At 71.7% G+C, this 18422-nt stretch carries 15 protein-coding genes; 1 reads left to right on the top strand and 14 read right to left on the bottom strand.

The window, feature by feature from the left end; all coding sequences use genetic code 11:
• Positions 1 to 97: 97 nt before the first annotated feature.
• The 6 genes from CRV15_RS18160 to CRV15_RS18135 all read right to left on the bottom strand — a co-directional run bounded on the left by CRV15_RS18160 (position 98) and on the right by CRV15_RS18135 (position 6307).
• A complete protein-coding gene (locus CRV15_RS18160) occupies positions 98 to 1795 on the bottom strand; it encodes a beta-N-acetylhexosaminidase (RefSeq protein WP_003960645.1) in 1698 nt (565 codons plus the stop codon).
• Between the two features lie 121 nt (positions 1796 to 1916).
• Positions 1917 to 2783 carry a carbohydrate ABC transporter permease gene (locus tag CRV15_RS18155; protein WP_003954783.1) on the bottom strand — a complete coding sequence of 289 codons (867 nt, stop codon included), beginning with the start codon at positions 2781 to 2783 and terminating at the stop codon, positions 1917 to 1919.
• The gene (locus CRV15_RS18150; protein WP_003960646.1) at positions 2780 to 3814 is read right to left on the bottom strand and encodes a carbohydrate ABC transporter permease; all 1035 of its coding nucleotides are present in this window, start codon (positions 3812 to 3814) and stop codon (positions 2780 to 2782) included. The genes CRV15_RS18155 and CRV15_RS18150 overlap by 4 nt, the downstream gene beginning before the upstream one ends.
• A 4-nt stretch (positions 3815 to 3818) precedes the next feature.
• Complete coding sequence (locus CRV15_RS18145) at positions 3819 to 5123, bottom strand: extracellular solute-binding protein (RefSeq protein ID WP_003954781.1); 1305 nt, start codon at positions 5121 to 5123, stop codon at positions 3819 to 3821.
• Positions 5124 to 5410: 287 nt separating this feature from the next.
• The gene (locus CRV15_RS18140; RefSeq protein WP_003954780.1) at positions 5411 to 5695 is read right to left on the bottom strand and encodes a DUF3039 domain-containing protein; all 285 of its coding nucleotides are present in this window, start codon (positions 5693 to 5695) and stop codon (positions 5411 to 5413) included.
• A 51-nt stretch (positions 5696 to 5746) separates the two neighbouring features.
• Entirely contained in the window at positions 5747 to 6307 is a 561-nt protein-coding gene (locus CRV15_RS18135) for a YqgE/AlgH family protein (protein ID WP_009996325.1), read from the bottom strand.
• Between the two features lie 265 nt (positions 6308 to 6572).
• On the opposite strand from CRV15_RS18135, the gene murA reads away from it, so the two are divergent.
• Entirely contained in the window at positions 6573 to 7910 is a 1338-nt protein-coding gene (gene murA, locus CRV15_RS18130; protein WP_003954778.1) for a UDP-N-acetylglucosamine 1-carboxyvinyltransferase, read from the top strand.
• A 204-nt stretch (positions 7911 to 8114) separates the two neighbouring features.
• Here murA and CRV15_RS18125 read toward each other — a convergent pair whose 3' ends face one another.
• The 8 genes from CRV15_RS18125 to CRV15_RS18090 all read right to left on the bottom strand — a co-directional run bounded on the left by CRV15_RS18125 (position 8115) and on the right by CRV15_RS18090 (position 18402).
• Complete coding sequence (locus tag CRV15_RS18125; RefSeq protein WP_003954777.1) at positions 8115 to 8396, bottom strand: HU family DNA-binding protein; 282 nt, start codon at positions 8394 to 8396, stop codon at positions 8115 to 8117.
• Between the two features lie 535 nt (positions 8397 to 8931).
• Positions 8932 to 10362: an NAD-dependent malic enzyme gene (locus CRV15_RS18120; protein WP_003960648.1), complete on the bottom strand. Its 1431-nt coding sequence runs from the start codon at positions 10360 to 10362 to the stop codon at positions 8932 to 8934.
• A 516-nt stretch (positions 10363 to 10878) separates the two neighbouring features.
• Complete coding sequence (locus CRV15_RS18115; RefSeq protein WP_003954774.1) at positions 10879 to 13179, bottom strand: HelD family protein; 2301 nt, start codon at positions 13177 to 13179, stop codon at positions 10879 to 10881.
• Positions 13180 to 13543: 364 nt separating this feature from the next.
• Complete coding sequence (locus CRV15_RS18110) at positions 13544 to 14386, bottom strand: zf-HC2 domain-containing protein (protein WP_003954773.1); 843 nt, start codon at positions 14384 to 14386, stop codon at positions 13544 to 13546.
• A complete protein-coding gene (locus CRV15_RS18105; RefSeq protein WP_003954772.1) occupies positions 14383 to 14970 on the bottom strand; it encodes a sigma-70 family RNA polymerase sigma factor in 588 nt (195 codons plus the stop codon). The genes CRV15_RS18110 and CRV15_RS18105 overlap by 4 nt, the downstream gene beginning before the upstream one ends.
• Before the next feature lie 173 nt (positions 14971 to 15143).
• Positions 15144 to 15776, bottom strand: coding sequence for a CGNR zinc finger domain-containing protein (locus CRV15_RS18100; RefSeq protein ID WP_003960650.1), 633 nt, complete (start codon positions 15774 to 15776; stop codon positions 15144 to 15146).
• Positions 15777 to 15913: 137 nt separating this feature from the next.
• Entirely contained in the window at positions 15914 to 17275 is a 1362-nt protein-coding gene (locus CRV15_RS18095) for a serine hydrolase domain-containing protein (RefSeq protein WP_106428633.1), read from the bottom strand.
• A gap of 176 nt (positions 17276 to 17451) precedes the next feature.
• Positions 17452 to 18402 (bottom strand): LysR family transcriptional regulator, encoded by a 951-nt coding sequence (locus tag CRV15_RS18090; protein ID WP_003954769.1) that lies wholly within the window; start codon positions 18400 to 18402, stop codon positions 17452 to 17454.
• Positions 18403 to 18422: the final 20 nt, after the last annotated feature.

The raw sequence follows: 18422 nt of genomic DNA, 5'->3' as shown, positions 1-18422 counted from the left end.
TGGCTTCAAGGGCGTTGACGGTGTTGTGCGGCTTGTTCCTCATGACCGGTCCACCGTCCCAGAGTCCGGGGCGGTGGACACGGCCTTGGCCACCGGCTCACACGTTCGGAGGCGCGCCCTCCCGTGGGAACCCGGCCACACCGGGCCGCTTCTGCCAGGGCAGGGGGCCGCCGGGGGGCCGGTAGTCGACACCCAGGGCGTCCAGCCGCCGGTAGTGGACGGCCATCCGCCGGGAGAAGTCCGCGTAGTCGCGTTCCCCGGACGGCGGCAGCGCGGACCAGGCGACTTCGGCGAAGGCGACGAGCCGCGGGAAGACCTGGTAGTCGACCCGGGAGCGGTCGTGCATGACCTCGGTCCAGACATTGGCCTGGGTGCCGAGGACATGGGCCGCCGCCTCGGGCGACAGACCGGGTGGAACCGGCTCGAACCGATAGACGTCCTCCAGGGTGCGGATGTACCCGATGGGCATCGGCTCGTCCGGGCCGCCGTCCTGACGGAAGTCCAGATAGACCTGCTGCTCGGGACACATCACCACATCGTGTCCCGCTTCGGCGGCGGCGATGCCGCCCGCGTAGCCGCGCCAGGAGGAGACGGTGGCGCCGGGGGCGAGCCCGCCCTCCAGGATCTCGTCCCAGCCGATCAGGCGACGGCCGCGCGCGGCGAGCCAGGTATCGAAGTGGCGGATGAACCAGGACTGGAGTTCGTCCTCGTCGGCCAGGCCGAGTTCGGCGATCCGGGCCTGGGCCGCCGGGGACGCCTTCCACTGGTCCTTGGGGCACTCGTCGCCCCCCATGTGGATGAACGGGGACGTCGCGGCGGGGAAGAGGTCGAGGACCTCTTCGAGCACGCCCTCGTAGAAGCGCAGGGTGTGCTCGGTGGGCGCCAGGACGTTCGGGGAGACCCCCCAGTTGTCCCAGGGGGTGAGCGACGCGGTGTCGACGACATCGGTGTTGCCCAGCTCCGGGTAGGCGGCGATGGCGGCCTGCGAGTGGCCGGGGAGATCGATCTCGGGGACGACCCGGATGTGCCGCTCGGCGGCGTAGGCGACGATCTCGCGGATGTCGTCCTGGGTGTAGTAGCCGCCGTGCGGCTTCTCGTCCCACAGTTCGGAGTAGCGGTGTCCCCACTTGCTCCGCGTCCGCCAGGCACCGACCTCGGTCAGTTTCGGATAGCGCTTGATCTCGATGCGCCAGCCCTGGTCGTCGGTGAGATGGAAGTGGAAGACATTGAGCTTGTGCGCGGCCATCAGATCGAGGAAGCGCAGCACGTCGGTCTTGTGGGTGAAGTGCCGGCCGACGTCGAGCATCACCCCGCGCCAGCCGAGGCGGGGGGCGTCCACGACGGTCCGCGCGGCGAGCGTCCGGGTGGCGCCGGGGGCGACCGGGGCGCGGCGGAACGCCTCCGGTCCGAGGAGCTGGCGCAGCGACTGGACGCCCCAGAACACGCCCGCGGGGCCGCCGCCGCGGATCTCGACGCCCCGGCCGGTGACCGTGAGGCGGTACGCCTCGGCGGCCTGCCCTCCCCCGTTCGCTGCGTTCTGGACGTTCTGGACGTCCTCGTCGATGAGCAGCGTGACGGAGTTCTCGCCGCCGGGCTCCGCGGCGGGCGCCAGCGGCAGCCCGAGCGCCGCCCCGACGGTGGAACGCAGCCAGCGCTCGGCCGTGCCGGTGCCCGCTCCCGCGTGGAGGGTGGTCCGGATGTCGGGGGTGAAACCGCCGTCCTCGTGGGCATCGGCGGAGAGCGGGGCCGGAATCAGCTCCGGAAGGCGATCCGGAGGGTTCCCGTCAGCAGTCATGGCAGCCACCCTTCATGGCGTTCTTTCGTGGTGTTCTTCATGTCGGTGATGCTCGATATGATCTCGGGTCGTTTTCCGGCGGGAGCGCGCGGGACCGTCTTTTCCCGGATTCCGGTGCTGCTCAGTCCTTGACGGCGCCGCCCAGGCCCGAGACGAGCCGCCGCTGCACGAGGACGAAGAAGACGAGCACGGGGATCGTCATGATGGTGGAGCCCGCCATGATTCCTCCCCAGTCGTTCTCATCGGGTTTGAAGAAGACCAACAGCGCCATCGGCAGGGTCTGCTGCGAGGTGTCGCTGATGATGAACGACTTGGCGAAGAGGAAGTCGTTCCAGGTCGAGATGAAGGAGAAGACGCTCGTCGCCACGAGACCGGGGAGGACCAGCGGGAAGAGGATCTGCCAGAGGAAACGGGTACGGCTCGCGCCGTCGATGTAGGCGGCTTCCTCCAGCGCCTCGGGAACCGCCTTCACAAATCCCCTGAGCATCCAGATGGCGAAGGGGAGCGAGAAGGCGATGTGCGGCAGGATGAGCGACCAGAGGGTATTGAGCTGTCCGGCGTCCCGCATCAGGAAGAAGAGCGGAATGGTCAGCGCCTCGATGGGCACCATCTGGGCCACGAGGAACATGATCAGCAGGGTCGTGCGGAACTTGAAACGGAATCGGGTGACGGCGGTGGCCGCCAGAAAGGCGATCAGCGCCGACGCCACCACGACCACCGTCGCGACGAACAGACTGTTGAGGAAATAGCGTCCGAAGTCCTGCTGCTCGAAGACGCGCCGGAAGGAATCCAGCGTCGGATTCAACGTCCAGGGGCGGGCCTCGGTCGACTGGATCTCACCCGCCGGTTTGACCGCGGAAAGCACCATCCAGTAGAGCGGGAAGGCCACCACGGCGGCGACGAGCAGGGCGGACGCCTCGGCCGCGAGCCGCCAGGGACGGCGGAGGCGGAGCGGACCGGTTCGGCCGGGACGGCTGGGGGTGCTCACAGTTCTTCTCCCTGGCGTCGCAGCAGGCGCAGATAGACGAGGGTGACGGCCAGCAGAATCAGCAGCATGACCACACCGATCGCGGACCCCAGGCTGTACTGGGAGGACGCGAACGCCTTCTGGTACGCGTACACATTGAGGACGAGGTTCTGTCCCGCGATGCCTCCGCCGTTGGTCATGACATAGATCTGGGTGAAGACCTTGAAGTCCCAGATGATCGACTGAATGGTGACGACGACGAGGATGGGCCGGAGCATCGGGGCGGTGATCGAGCGCCAGATGCGCCACTGGGACGCGCCGTCCAGCGCGGCGGCCTCCAGCACCTCGGCCGGGATGGCCCGGATGCCCGCGTACACCGTCACCATGACGAACGGGAACGAGCACCAGACGACCTCGAAGAGGACCAGGGCGAACGCGCTGAAGCGGTCATAGGTCCAGGAGTGGTCGCCGAGCCCCAGGAGCCGGTTGACCGGGCCGTAGTCGGGGTCGAAGAGAAAGACCCAGACGGTGGAGCCGGTGACGGCCGGGGTGGCCCAGGCGCCGAGCGCGGCCATCATCAGGGCGAGCCGGGGCACCGCCCTGATCCGGGTGAGCAGCACGGCGAGCGCGCACCCGACGGCGAGGGTGGCGATCACACAGGCCGCGGCGAACACCACCGTCGCCAGGAGGACCTGCCAGAACTGTTCGTCGGCGAACAGCGTCCGGTAGTTGTCCAGTCCCTTGAAGGTGGTGGGCTCGCCCCCGCTGACCTGGGCCTGGGTGTATTCGAGGAAGGAGATCAGGCCGAGCTGGTAGATCGGGTAGACCAGCAGTCCGGCGAGGACGACCAGGGCGGGCACCAGATAGAGCCAGGGGGTCCAGCGTCCGCCGCGCCGCGCGGAGCGGCGGTCCCCCGGGGAGGACGAGGAGGCCGAGGGCGACGAGGACGGCGTGGGTGCGGCGGGCGGCGGGGCGGCCCCGTCCGGCACGGTGTCCGTGCCGGACGGGCCGCCGGATGCGCCGGGGCCGGTGTCTGTCGTGGAGTGCTTCATACCGTCAGCCCGCGTCGCGGAATGCCGTGTCCATCTTCTTCGCCGCGTCGGCGGACGCCTTCGCGACGTCCTTCTTGCCGCTGACGATCTCCTGGAACATGGTCGGGAGCACCTGGGAGGCGTCGATCTGGCCCCAGCCGGGCGAGGCGGGGACGAATTTGGCGCCCGCGCCGAGCGTCTGCACGAAGGGCCCGAGGAACGGCTCCTTCGCGGCGACCTCCTGGCGGACATCGCTGTAGGTGGGCAGGAAGCCCATGGCGTCGAAGAGCGCGCGCTGGTTCTCCTTGCCCGCGAGCCGCTGGAGCAGGTCGATGGCGAGGGTGCGGTGGGAGCTGCTCTTCAGCACGCCGAGATTGTTTCCGCCCGCGAAGGCCGGGGCGATCTCGCCCTTCTTGAGGCCGGGCAGCGGAACGACGGCGTACTTGCCCTTGACCGCGCCCGCCTCGACGGCCTGGTGGCTGAAGTCACCGCCGACGGCCATGGCCGCCTTGCCGGACGCGAAGGCGGTGACGACCGCGTTGCCGGTCATGGCCGCGCACTTGGCGGCCGGGCAGTTGTCGTCGCCGAAGAGCGAGGTGTAGGCGGCGACGCCCTTCTGTGCGGCCGGGCTGTCGATCGTCGCCCGGTAGGAGCCGGAGGCGCCCTCGGCCAGGTCGCCGCCGTGGGCCCAGACGAAGGGCATCGCGCCATAGGTGTAGGCGCCGCCGACGGCCATGCCGTACAGCTCGGGCTTCTCCTTGCGGATCTTCTTGGCGGTGGAGATCAGCTCGTCCTGGGTGCTGGGCGGTTTGAGGCCCAGTTCCTTGAAGACGTCGGTGCGGTAGTAGAGGGCACGGACCCCGACGAAGAGGGGCGCGCCGTAGATCTTGCCGTCGACGGTGACGCCCTGGACGGCGGTGGGGTCGGCGTTCTTCGCCTCGCCCCAGGCGTTGAACTCTCCGGTGATGTCGGCGAGTCCGCCGTCCTTCACATAGCCGGCGGTGTCGGTATTGCCGTACTCGACCAGGTCGGGCGCGCTCTTGGGGTCGTTGAAGGCGGCCTTGATGCGCTGGGCGCGGGTCTCGACCGGGATGTACTCGACCTCGACCCGGGCGTCCTTGTGCTGCTGGGTGAAGGCGGCCACGGCCGCGTCCACGGCCTTCTTCTTGGGGTCGTTGTTGACCTCCTGGAACAGCCAGACCCGCAGGGTTCCGGACTTCTCGTCCTTGTCGGCGCTGTTGTCCGAGGTCTGAGGGGCACACGCGGTGGCGGTGAGGCCCGCCAGCGCCAGTGCCGAGAGGGATGCGGCGATACGGGAGCTGAGCTTCATGCGAGGTCCCCTACGCGTAGCTGTTGCAGCATCTGCAACGAACGTTTCGTACTGCACAACAGGGAAGAAACTAGAGGTGCCACTCAGCCGCGACAAGAGATCTCAACCACTCTGTGACCGGGCGACGCATCCTGTGCAACGCTCACCGGTCCGGGGGAACCCCATGTGAGCGCACGGGTACGGAACGGGCGCGGAAAGCACGAAACGGCCCGGGACGCGCGATCGCGCGTCCCGGGCCGTCACCGGGGTACGGGGCCGGGCACTCCCGGCCGGGCAGGGCCTGGGGCCTAGCCGTCCTTGCCCTTGTCCTTGCCGCCGCCGGGACCCATCGAGTCGTAGATCTCCTTGCAGAGCGGGCAGACCGGGTACTTCTTGGGATCGCGCCCCGGCACCCAGACCTTTCCGCACAGGGCGACCACGGGAGTGCCGTCGAGGGCGCTCGCCATGATCTTGTCCTTCTGGACATAGTGGGCGAAGCGCTCGTGATCGCCGTCGCCGTGCGACACCTGCGGCGTCGGCTCTACGAGGGTTCCCGTCCCTGTCCCGCGCTCGGGCTCACCAAGAGTGCTCATGACCTCCAAGGGTACCCGGGCCGGAGGGCGGCTCGGCGGCAAGGGGGAGGGTCAGTTGAGGGACGGGTCGTCGGGGTAGGTCGCGAACATCGCCAGCTCGCTGCGCTGCCGCCGGAGCACCGCCCGCCACAGGTTCTCCGGCTTCGGCGAGGAGACATCACCGGGCTCGGAGTCCACGACGTACCAGGCGCCCTCCTCCAGTTCGGCTTCGAGCTGGCCCGGGCCCCAGCCCGCGTACCCGGCGAAGATGCGCAGCGAGCCGAGGGCCGCGCCCAGCAGTTCGGGCGGGGTCTCCAGATCCACCAGGCCGATCGCCCCGTACACCCGGCGCCAGCCGATCGGGCCCTCGTCACCGGGGATGACGGCGACGCCGAGCGCGGAGTCGAGCGAGACCGGTCCGCCCTGGAAGACCACACCGGGCTCCCCGGCGAGCGCCGCCCAGGACTCCAGGATGTCGGCGACCCCCACCGGCGTGGGTCTGTTGAGCACCACGCCGAGGGTGCCCTCGTCGTCGTGGTCGAGCAGCAGGACGACCGCGCGGTCGAAATTCGGGTCCGCGAGGGCGGGTGTGGCGACGAGCAGCCGCCCTGTGAGCGAGGACACCTCGGTCATGCGAGACATGATCCCGCATCTTCGCCCGCCGCGGGGGCCGACCGGCGGCCGTCCCCGCGGCGCAGCTCAACGGGGCCGCCGAGGCCATCCGGAAGGTGACACTCCGCAAACTGCCGTGAACCCAGCGTGCTGTAGCCGTTTCATGACGTCACACAGGCTCCTCGCCCTGTGAGGACAGGGCCTGCGGCCCTTTACCCTTTTCTCTGATCCCCTGCCCGACTCCCCCTCGCTCCGCTGGGGGGACACCCTCCGGAACGCGAGATTCATGACCGGCACAGACGATGTACTGCTTGTCCATGGCGGAACCCCGCTGGAGGGCGAGATCCGTGTTCGCGGCGCCAAGAACCTGGTCCCGAAGGCCATGGTCGCCGCTCTGCTCGGCAGCGAGCCCAGCAGGCTGCGCAATGTGCCCGACATCCGCGATGTGCGGGTCGTGCGCGGGCTGCTCCAGCTCCACGGTGTGACCGTCCGGCCGGGCGAGGAGCCGGGCGAGCTGGTGCTCGACCCGACCCATGTCGAGAGCGCCAACATCGCCGACATCGACGCCCACGCCGGTTCCTCGCGCATCCCGATCCTCTTCTGCGGCCCGCTGCTGCACCGGCTCGGCCACGCGTTCATCCCCGGGCTCGGCGGCTGCGACATCGGCGGCCGGCCGATCGACTTCCACTTCGATGTGCTGCGGCAGTTCGGCGCGCGCATCGAGAAGCGGGACGACGGCCAGTACCTGGAGGCCCCGCAGCGGCTGCGCGGCTGCAAGATCCGGCTGCCGTACCCCTCGGTCGGCTCGACCGAGCAGGTGCTGCTGACGGCGGTGCTCGCCGAGGGTGTCACCGAGCTGTCCAACGCCGCCGTGGAGCCGGAGATCGAGGATCTGATCTGCGTGCTCCAGAAGATGGGCGCGATCATCTCGATCCAGACGGACCGGACGATCCGGATCACCGGTGTCGACCGGCTCTCCGGCTACACCCACCGGGCGCTGCCGGACCGGCTGGAGGCGGCGTCCTGGGCCTCGGCCGCGCTGGCCACCGAGGGCAACATCTATGTGCGCGGCGCCCAGCAGCGCTCGATGATGACCTTCCTCAACACCTACCGCAAGGTCGGCGGCGCGTTCGAGATCGACGACGAGGGCATCCGCTTCTGGCACCCCGGCGGCTCGCTGAACGCGATAGCCCTGGAGACGGACGTCCACCCCGGTTTCCAGACCGACTGGCAGCAGCCGCTGGTGGTCGCGCTGACGCAGGCGGCGGGGCTCTCCATCGTCCATGAGACGGTCTACGAGTCCCGGCTCGGCTTCACCTCCGCGCTCAACCAGATGGGCGCGCACATCCAGCTCTACCGCGAGTGCCTGGGCGGCTCGGACTGCCGCTTCGGCCAGCGCAACTTCCTGCACTCGGCCGTCGTGTCGGGCCCGACGAAGCTCCAGGGCGCCGATCTGGTCATCCCGGACCTGCGGGGCGGCTTCTCGTATCTGATCGCGGCGCTGGCGGCGCAGGGCACCTCCCGGGTGCACGGCATCGACCTGATCAACCGCGGCTACGAGAACTTCATGGCGAAGCTGGTGGACCTGGGGGCCAAGGTAGAACTGCCCGGCTCCGGCCTCTGAGCCGCGCCTGAGCCGCCTCCCGGCCGCTGTCCCCGCCCCGGCCCGTTCCGACGGTCCGGGGCGGTGGCATGTCCACGGGCCTCAGGGGCGCGGCACGGCGGGGAGCCCCGGGCACGGCGAGGGCGGCCGTCCCGGTGGGGACGGCCGCCCTGGTGGTGCCGAGTGGAGAACCCGGGGGTGTCCCCGCGGGTCCGGCCGAGGAGCTTACTTGCCCTTCGCCGCTTCCTTCAGCTTCGACCCAGCGGAAACCTTCACGCTGTAGCCCGCCGGGATCTGGATCGGGTCGCCGGTCTGCGGGTTGCGCGCGGTGCGAGCGGCACGGTGGGTGCGCTCGAAGGTCAGGAAGCCGGGGATGGTGACCTTCTCGTCGCCCTTGGCGACGATCTCTCCGACGGTCTCGGCGAGGGCTGCCAGCACGGCGTCGGCGTCCTTGCGGGTCACCTCGGCGCGGTCGGCCAGCGCGGCCACCAGCTCACTGCGGTTCATGTTCTTACTCCCGTATTTCTACTTGCCTGTGAGGCGTGAGATCGAAGCCGATGCTGCCAGGGCCCTCTGACACTCCCCGGACCAGGGTCTGCATCAGATCCTCCTGGCCCGGTGGGGGATTCCCCCAGGACAGGTCCTCGGGTGAGCATCCTGCCCCCACCAACGGCGGGAAAGCCAATCCGGCACCCGCCTGGGTCACACGAAAAGCGCCACTACCACATCGTGGTGACACTCCGTTCACCGGGCGGGGCTCCTTCGAGCCGCAGGGCCATGGTCCGCCACCCTAGATCGGCGGCGGTGGACCGGCGACCCGCGACGCGCCGGAGCCCGGAGCAGGGGAACGGCGCTCCTGCCCCTCACGGGGCGGGGTCCGCGCCCCCGTGATCATTCCGGGGCCAAGGGCTACGGTACGTGACCGCCGGGGCGGCTGCGACCGGAGGGCCGCCCCCACGCCGTGGAACCCCCGGGGCGGCCCAGGGGCGGTCCAGGGCCCCCTGGGGCGCCGTGGAACCCCCGGGGCGCGGCGGCCGGTCCGTCAGCCCTCGACGGGCCCGGGGGCCGCCGCGGCGGCCTTCGCCGCCGTCCGCACGGCTCCGGCCACCGCACCGGCGACCTTGTCGTTGAAGACGGACGGGATGATGTAGTTCGGGTTCAGCTCGTCCTCGGTGACGACGTCCGCGAGGGCGCTCGCCGCGGCCAGCATCATCTCGGTGTTCACCGTGCGGGACTGGGCGTCCAGCAGGCCCCGGAAGACACCCGGGAAGACCAGCACGTTGTTGATCTGGTTGGGGAAGTCGGAGCGGCCGGTGGCGACCACGGCGGCGGTCTGCCGGGCGATCGCCGGGTCCACCTCGGGGTCGGGGTTCGCGAGCGCGAAGACGATGGCGCCATCGGCCATCGCGGCGACGTCCTCGGCCCCCAGCAGGTTCGGCGCCGAGACCCCGATGAACACGTCCGCGCCGACGACGGCCTCCCGGAGCGAGCCGGTGACGCCCTCCGGGTTGGTGTTGTCGGCGATCCAGCGCAGCGGGGAGCCGGGCGCGGCGTCGACCAGGTCGGCGCGGCCCGCGTGCACCACACCGTGGATGTCGGCGACGACGGCGTGCTTGACCCCGGCCGCCAGCAGCAGCTTCAGGATGGCCGTACCGGCGGCGCCCGCGCCGGACATGACGACCCGTACATCACCGATCGTCTTGCCGACCACGCGCAGCGCGTTGGTCAGCGCGGCGAGCACGACGATCGCGGTGCCGTGCTGGTCGTCGTGGAAGACCGGGATGTCCAGGGCCTCCCGCAGCCGCGCCTCGATCTCGAAGCAGCGGGGGGCGGAGATGTCCTCCAGATTGATCCCGGCGAAGCCCGGGGCGATCGCCTTGACGATCGAGACGATCTCGTCGGTGTCCTGGGTGTCCAGGCAGATCGGCCAGGCGTCGATGCCCGCGAAGCGCTTGAAGAGGGCGGCCTTGCCCTCCATCACCGGCAGCGACGCCTTGGGGCCGATGTTGCCGAGGCCGAGGACGGCGGAGCCGTCGGTGACCACGGCGACGGAGTTGCGCTTGATGGTGAGGCGGCGGGCGTCCTCGGGGTTCTCGGCGATGGCCATGCAGACCCGCGCCACACCCGGGGTGTAGATCATCGAGAGGTCGTCACGGTTGCGGATGGGGTGCTTGGACGCCATCTCGATCTTGCCGCCGAGGTGCATCAGGAAGGTGCGGTCGGAGACCTTCCCCAGCACCACGCCCTCGATGGAGCGCAGCCCCTCGACGATCTCTTCGGCGTGGGCGGTCGAGGTCGCGGCGATCGTCACATCGATCCGCAGCTTCTCGTGGCCGGACGCGGTGACGTCCAGACCGGTCACCGAGCCGCCGGAGGACTCCACGGCCGTGGTCAGCTGGGAGACCGCGGTTCCGCTCGCGGGCACCTCCAGCCGGACCGTCATCGAGTACGAGACGCTGGGCGCCGTTGCCATGACCGGGTTCCTCTGCTTTCCCTAGCTTCATTGCTACGCGCCCGCGCGGGGGCACCCCGGCGGACGCTCTCCCGATGGTCGCACCTACCTGCCAGTAGCAGGTAATAGTGGTCGTTTTGTTTCCGGAATAGCTTTTCCACCATACGAGATAACTCCATGTGATGGAACGGGTGTGCCCCGCCGGGGACCGAGCGGGGCACACCCGTTCCACCGCGGCCCGATCCCGCCCGGGGCGCCACCCCGGAAACCAGAACAGGTCCATGCCACGGATGGTGTGGCATGGACCTGAAGGAATGCTTGTAGTGACACCGACCCGCCATGCTCGCCTCGCGGCGGAAGGTCGCTCAAAGCGACAAAGGTTGGGCCCGGGGGCTTGGATCGGGCCGGTGCCACACCCAGGCTAACAAACCACCCCGGCAAGCGATTCCCCCGCGCCGGGTTGACAGCGTGTCAGCCCGGTGTTGACCCGGACGGCCCCCCGGGACCGCCGGGCCGGTCCCGGGGCCCGCCGCCGGGTCAGTCGCGGAGCAGCTCCGGCACCCCGTCCGCGTCCGGCGCGTCCCGCCCGTCCGAGATCACCGTCAGCTCCTGGGTGGCCCGGGTCAGCGCGACATAGAGCACCCGCAGCCCGACCGCCGTCCCGTCGGCGATCCCCGCCGGGCAGACCACCACCGTCGCGTCGTACTCCAGGCCCTTCGCCTCCAGCGAGCCGAGCGCCACCACCCGGTCGCCCAGCCCCGCGAGCCAGCGCGCGGCCTCGGCCCGGCGGTTCATGGCGACCACGACGCCCACGGTGCCGTCCACCCGGTCGAGCAGGCGCTCCGCCTCGGCCCGCACCGTCTCGCCGAGCGGACGGCCGACGGCACAGGCGAAGCGGGGCACCACCCCGGTGGAGCGGACCGCCACCGGGGACTCGGCCCCGGGCATCGCCCTGGCCAGCACCTTCGCCGCCAGTTCGGCGATCTCGGCGGGGTTGCGGTAGTTGACCGTGAGCTGGAAGCGGCGGCGGGGGCGGCTGCCCAGGGCCTCGTCCCGCAGTTCGGCGGCCTCCTCGGGCTCCGGCCAGGACGACTGGGCCGGATCGCCGACGACCGTCCAGGTGGCGTGCCGCCCGCGGCGGCCGATCATGCGCCACTGGAGGGGGGTCAGGTCCTGGGCCTCGTCCACGATCACATGGGCGTACTCGGTGCGCTCGGCCGCCAGCCGCTCCGCGCGCTCCCGCTGGGACTCCTCGCGCTGCGGCATCAGCTCCTCCAGACCGGTGAGCTGGTCCAGTGGATCGAGTTCCCGCTTGCGGCGGGGCCGGGCGGGGGCGCCGAGCAGCGCGTGCAGCTCGTCCAGCAGGGCCACGTCGTGGACGGAGAGCGGACCGGTGCCGTCCGGGCCGACCCGCTTGAGGGAGCGGGCGAGCCGCCGCACCTCACCGGGGTTGAGGACCCGGCGGGCCCAGCGGGAGAGCCGCCGTTCGTCGGCCATCGCCGCGAGCACCGCACGGGGGGTCAGCTCGGGCCACCACTCGTCCAGGAAGAGCCGGAAGCTGTCCTCGCCGGTCACGTCCTCGTCGAAGGAGGAGCGCAGCTCGGCGGCGAGTTCGGGGTCGGTGTGGCGGCCCGCGGCGCCGGAGCGGGACCACAGGGCGTCGAGCAGCAGCCTGCGGGCGCGCGGGCGGAGCAGGTTCACCGGGGCGGTGCCGCCGAGCGCGGTGTTGCGAATCCGCCGCAGCTCGTCGGTCTCCAGTTCCAGTCGGCGGCCGAAGGCGACGACGCGCAGCCGCTCGGGCGTGCCGGGGGTGTCCTCCCCCAGCGTGAGCTGTCCGTCCTGGACCGTCACGGTGGGCCGGGGCCGCTCCAGGGCGCCCCGGGCGGCCTTGCGCAGCACCTTCAGCATCCGGGCCGAGCCCTTGATCCGGGCGATGGCCTGCTCGTCGTAGACGGTGGCCTCGGCGCCGTCGACCAGATGGCCCACGGCGCGGATCGCGACCTGCCCCTCCTCGCCGAGCGAGGGCAGCACGCCCTCGGTGTAGGCGACGAGCAGCGGGGTCGGGGAGACGATCAGGATGCCGCCCGCGTACCGGCGCCGGTCCTGGTAGAGGAGGTACGCGGCCCGGTGCAGCGCCACCGCCGTCTTACCGGTGCCGGGGCCGCCCTCCACCTGGGTCACGGAGGCGGCGGGGGCGCGGATCACCAGGTCCTGTTCCGCCTGGATGGACGAGACGATGTCCCGCATGGTGTGGCTGCGGGCCCGGCCGAGCGCGGCCATCAGGGCGCCGTCGCCGATCACCGGGAGTTCCCGGCCGTCGAGGCGGGCGGTCAGCTCGGGGCGCATCAGATCGTCCTCGACGCCGAGGACCCGGCGGCCCTTGGAGCGGATCACCCGGCGGCGCACCACCCGGCCGGGCGCCACCGGCGTGGAGCGGTAGAAGGGCGCCGCCGCCGGGGCCCGCCAGTCGATGACCAGCGGGGCGTACTCGGCGTCGAGCACCCCGATCCGGCCGATGTGCAGGGTCTCGGCGATCTCGGCGCTGCCGTCGGGGCGCACGGCGTCCTCGGCGGGTTCCACCGAGGTGTAGGCGCCGTCGGGGCCCTTCTTGCCGTCCTGCCCGAGCAGCAGATCGATCCGGCCGAAGAGGAAGTCCTCGAATTCGTTGTTCAGCCGGGACAGATGGGCGCCCGCGCGGAAGACCTGGGCGTCGCGCTCGGCCAGGGCGCCGGGGGTGCCGACCTGGCCGAGTTTGGCGGCGTCCCGCATCAGGAACTCGGCGTCGCCGATCTTCTCTTCGAGACGGCGGTAGACCCGGTCGAGATGCGTCTGCTCGATGGCGATCTCCCGGTCCCGGACGGTGTCCCCGTCGGGCTCGGGGGCACGGCCCTCGGCCCCCTCTCGGGATCTGTCCTCCCGGACGGTCTCCTCCCGGGTCGGATCGGCGGAGTCGACAGCGTCGACAGCGGCTTCCTGCGCGGCCACCAGGGCCCCCTTCTGACGTGCACTGGGCAGCCGTCAACCGTACGCGAAGGGGGAGAATCTGTCAGGCGTGGAGCCCCGCGGGTGGCGCACCGTGCTCCCTCCGGGTGCCCCGCCGGGCCGGACGGGGCGCCGACGGCCGGGGGCGGGGGTGCGGGAGCGGCGCGCGGGACCCGGCGGCCGGGCCCGGCGCGCCCGGGGCGGGCGGGGCCCGGCGGGCTCAGGCGTCGACCTCCACGAGCTTCTTCCCGTCGGAGGTGCGGACCTCGAAGCGGTCGATGTCCGCGCGGGACATCGCGGTGCCGCCGTGCACATACAGCGGGTCCCGGGAGACGGCGCGGGGGCTGCCCTCGATGCCGTATCCCCACGTCGGCACCGCCCAGGAGGTCACGACCTCCTCCTCACCGCCGCGGGAGACGGCGATCAGGCTGCACTTCAGCGGGCCCTTGACATTGCGCAGCTCCAGGACGGCGTGGGTGCCCCACCCCTTCTTCTCGGTGCCGACGGTGGCGCGGACCCGGGTGGCCGTGTCGGTGGCGGCGGACTTGTCCTCCATGTCGTTGAAGAAGGCGTCCTTCGCGGGGGAGCCGGTGTGCGCGTGGCTCCGCCGGTCGCCGTCGCCGTCGCCGCCGGAGACCGCGACGACGGCCAGCGGACCGCCGATGATCAGTGCCGCCGCCGCGGCGACCAGATACATCCCGCGTCTGCGCCGGGCGGCCCGCTTGGCGGCGACCTCGTCCAGCAGCCCGTCCAGCAGCCCGGGGCCCGGGGTGACGGCCGTCGCCACCGGGGGCAGTCCGGCGGGAGCGGCGGCCGGGCGCGCCTCCGCGAGCGCCACCAGGCCCGGCGGCGGGACGGGCGGCGCCGGAGCGACCGCCGGAACGGGAGCCTCCGCCAGCAGCGCGAGCATGGGCTCCATCCCGGAGAATTCATCGAGGTGCGCCGCGCAGGTCTCGCACCCCGCGAGATGGTCCTCGAAGGCGGAGGCGTCCGCGTCGTCGAGAATCCCGAGCGCGTAGGCGCCCACCGCGTCATGCGCGGATTCCTGCTCGGGCATGGTCATGCGGTGACCCCCCTCTCCTCCAGTGCGAGCTTCATGGATCGGAGCGCGTAGAACACCCGGGAGCGCACCGTCCCACTGGGTATGCCGAGTGTCTCGGCCGCCTCGCTGACCGTACGCCCCTTGAAATACGTCTCGACAAGTACTTCCCGGTGGGCAGGGGTCAAATCATCGAGCGCGTCCGAGAGCGTCATCAACCACAGCGCCTTGTCGATCTCGTCCTCCGCGGGAATGACCTCCAGCGGCGACGGGTCGACCTCCTGCGGCCGGGCCTGCCGGCTGCGATGACCGTCGATGACGATACGGCGCGCGACCGTCACCAGCCAGGGTCTGACAGAGCCGGCAGCACGGTTGAGCTGACCGGCGTTCTTCCAGGCACGGATGAGCGTCTCCTGTACGACGTCCTCGGCGCGCTGGCGGTCGCCGGCGACGAGACGGAGCACATAGGCGAGCAGTGGACCCGCATGTTCGCGATACAGCGCTCGCATCAAATCCTCATCAGGTAACGAGGAATTGCTGCGTGGCTTCTCGCTGCGATGCCTGATCCCCTGCGGACGGTCATCGGCCACGGCGGCATCCTTGCGCACCTGAACCTCCCGGTCGAGACCCTGATGGCGGCCTTCTCTGCCACTTACCTGTCGCCCATCTCTACGGGGCGGACGGGGTCGTCGACTCAATCCGGGGGCGAAAAAGTTACGGATTCTTCGGGGTACCGCGCTGACCTGCAAGTCAGTAGTGGGGAGGGTGGAGTGACGGTGGGTCAGGCACGGGCCAGGGCGGCGGCGCGGCGCCGATGGCGGGCCACCCGCTCCCGGTTTCCGCACACCTCGCTGGAGCACCAGCGGCGCCTCCGGCCGCGGGACGTGTCCAGATACACCCGGTGGCAGCTCTCCCCCTGGCACTGCCGCAGCCGCCCCCGGGCGCCCGGGTCGGTCAGCAGCAGCACCGTGTCCCGGGCCACCGCCGCCAGCAGCGCCCCGCACTCGGGCGGCCGGGCCAGCACCCGGACGAACGCGCCGCTGTCGTCGCGTACCGCGCGGACGGCCGGGGGCGCGCCGGAGGCCAGGGCGTTGACCCGGTCCAGCGCGGCCCCGTCCGGGCAGCCGTCGAGCTGGGCCCGGACGAGCTGGTCGATCCAGCCGCGCAGCTCCACGAACCGGTCCACCCAGGCGGCCACCGCGGCCACCGGGGTGGACTCGGGCACCAGCCCGGCACCCGTCAGCCAGTGGCCGAGCCGACCGGGCCCGGCCAGCGGCTCGACCCCGGGCGGCCCCGCCGTGGCCATCAGGTCCAGGCACATCCGGCCCGAGTCGAACCGCCAGTCGTGGACCGCGGGACCGGTCGCCGTCGCCGTGCCGGTCGCGGTCGCCGTACCGGTCGCACCTGTCGCCATGCGCCTGTCACCGCCTTGAGGTCACTGCCCGAGAGCCACTGCCGGGTCGTGCGCGGGCCCACCCACCAGAGTGCCCGCGGCGGCGGACCGCCGGAACCCCCCGCCCCGCCGGGGCCCGCGCCGTACACCCGATCCGGTCAGCGTCCGGCCGCGGTCCCCGCCGCCTTCCGCTGCTTCTGCTCCGCGCCCCGGGGGGCCTTCTCCGCCCGGGCCGCCGGGCCGCAGAAGGCCGCCTCCAGGGTGCGCCCGAGCGTGCTGAGCACGGTGGCGTTGTTGGAGGTGTTGGTGAGGGCCGTGACGGAGCGCTTCCCGTCCGCGGACGTGAACGCGGAGGTGTAGTACCCCTGGACCGCCCCCGTGTGCCCGTACGCCGAGACCCCGCAGGACAGATCGCGGCGGCGCAGCCCGAGACCGTACGCCTGGGTGCTGTTCACCGGCGTCCACTTGCGCATCTCGGCGAGCCGCGCGGCGGAGGTCAGCCGCCCCTGGAGAACGGCCGAGTAGAACGTGTTCAGGTCACGGGTGCTGGAGATGATCGCGCCCGCGCTCTGCGCCCAGGACGCCGTCTGCGCGGTCGAGTCCACGAGCGGCGCCCCGGCCTCGTCGGGCCGCAGATAGCCCCGGGTGTGTCGGCCCGGCAGCGCGGTCGCGGGGTGGACGTAGGAGGTGCCGGCCAGCCCCAGCGGGGTGAAGATCCGCTCCCGGTACTCGGTGCCGACGGGACGCCCGGTGGCCTTCTCGATGAGCATGCCCGCGACGACGTAGTTGGTGTTGGAGTACGCGTACGAGGCCCCGGGCCGGTTGTTCAGCGGCCGGGCCACCGCGAGGTCCAGCAGCTCCTGGTTGGTGAAGACCTTGTTCCGCACCGCCTCGAAGCCGGGGACGGTACGCGCGAAGAGGGTGTTGGGGTAGTCGTACAGACCGCTGCGGTGGCTGAGCACATGGCGCACGGTGATCCGGGGGTCCACCGCGCCGGGCAGATAGTCGTTGACCGGGGCGTCGAGGGCGAGCTTCCCCTCGTCGACGAGTTGGAGCACCACCACCGCGGTGAAGGTCTTGGTGGTGCTGCCCGCCCGGAAGCGGTCCTCGTTGGTGATCGCCCGCCGTGTCGTGCGGTCCGCGACGCCCTCGGCCGCCTCGTACACCGTGGCCCCGTCGTCGATCCGGGCGATCGCGCCCGGCGCGCCCTGCGAGAGCGCGGCCCGCAGCGCGTCGCGCAGCGCCCCCGGGTCCGGCGGCGTCAGATTCCGCGCCCCGGCCGCCTGTTCCACGAGCGCCGCCCGCATCCGCTCCGCCGCCGTGGCGGCGTCCCCGGCGCCCTGTGGCCGCGCGCGCTGTGTTGTCTGAGGCTCCTGTGGTGTCTGCTGCTTCTGTGCCGTCTGAGGCGGCACCTTCGGCGCGAGGTCCGCGGTCCTGTCGTCCGCCTGCGCCGGAACCGCGAGCAGTGACACCAGGGCCGCGCCGAGCGCCGTGCCCCTGACCACCGTGCCTGAGACCATCTCTTTCTCCCGTACCTCTGAGCTGCCGCTGTCCTCCGGGCCCGCGAACGCGGGCACAGGCATCACCTATACGCGGGGAAGTGCCCGGCCAGTTGCATTCGGAAGGGTGAAATCCTGATCGGGACAGAATCCGGCCGGAAGTGTGCTGTCGCGGAGGCGCACCGGGAGCCGGACCGTCATTCCAGGGGCTTCCCGGCACCTCGTTCCAGCCACCCCTCCTCCCGCGCCAGCCCGGCCGCCGCCGCGCGCAGGGCGTCGAGGCCCGGGTGGCGCAGACCCGTGCGCCAGACCAGGGAGAGCGGGGCGAGCGGGACGGGGTCGGTGAGGGGCCGCAGAACGGTGTCCGGGACGGCGCGGAAGTCGACGACCGTGAGCACCGGGCGACGGGTCTTCGCCATCACCCGGCGGAACTCCTCCGCCCCGACGGCCATGGGCGCGGGCGGCGCGAGGGCGATGCCGTGCGCGGCGAAGAGACGGCGGGCCGACTCCGTCCACTCGGTGGTCCGGGGGTTGCCCGCGCCCGCGTAGACGCTCTCGCCCGCCAGCGCGGCCAGCGGCACCCGGTCCCGGGCGGCGAGCGGATGGTCGTACGGGAGGACCACGGCCAGCGGCTCGTACCGGACGAGCTGGTGGGAGAGGGGGGCCCGCAGCCGGGGGGCGAGGCCGCCGAAGAGTCCGAAGGAGACATCGAGACGGCCCGCGGCGAGGTCGGCGGCGGCGCCGGTGAGCCCGGACTCGTAGCGGGCCATCAGCTCCTGGCCCGGGGCCAGTTCCCGGGCCCGGGCCAGGACCCGGCCGGAGGCCATGCCCTCGGTGTTGAGATCCACGAGCAGCGGCCTGCCGGGGTCGGCGAAGGCGGCGGCCAGCTCCTCGTGGGCGGCGAGCACCCGCCGGGCGTACGGGAGCAGCCGCTCGCCGTCGGGGGTGAGGGCGACCCGCCGGGTGGTCCGCAGGAAGAGTTCGGCGCCCAGCTCCCGCTCCAGTCGGCGCACATCGCGGCTGAGCGCCTGCTGGGCGAGGTGGAGGCGGGCGGCGGCGCGGGTGAAGTGAAGTTCGTCGGCGACGGCCAGGAAGACGCGCAACAGCCGGGGGTCGACATCGTGGGCCACCGGCAGAACGTACAACACAGGCGCGTCAATGGGACGGG

Origin of the sequence: Streptomyces clavuligerus, assembly GCF_005519465.1 — a bacterium.
GTDB lineage: Bacteria > Actinomycetota > Actinomycetes > Streptomycetales > Streptomycetaceae > Streptomyces > Streptomyces clavuligerus.
Note: the sequence above shows the minus strand (reverse complement) of the source record. Positions and strands in the feature narration are given on the sequence as shown.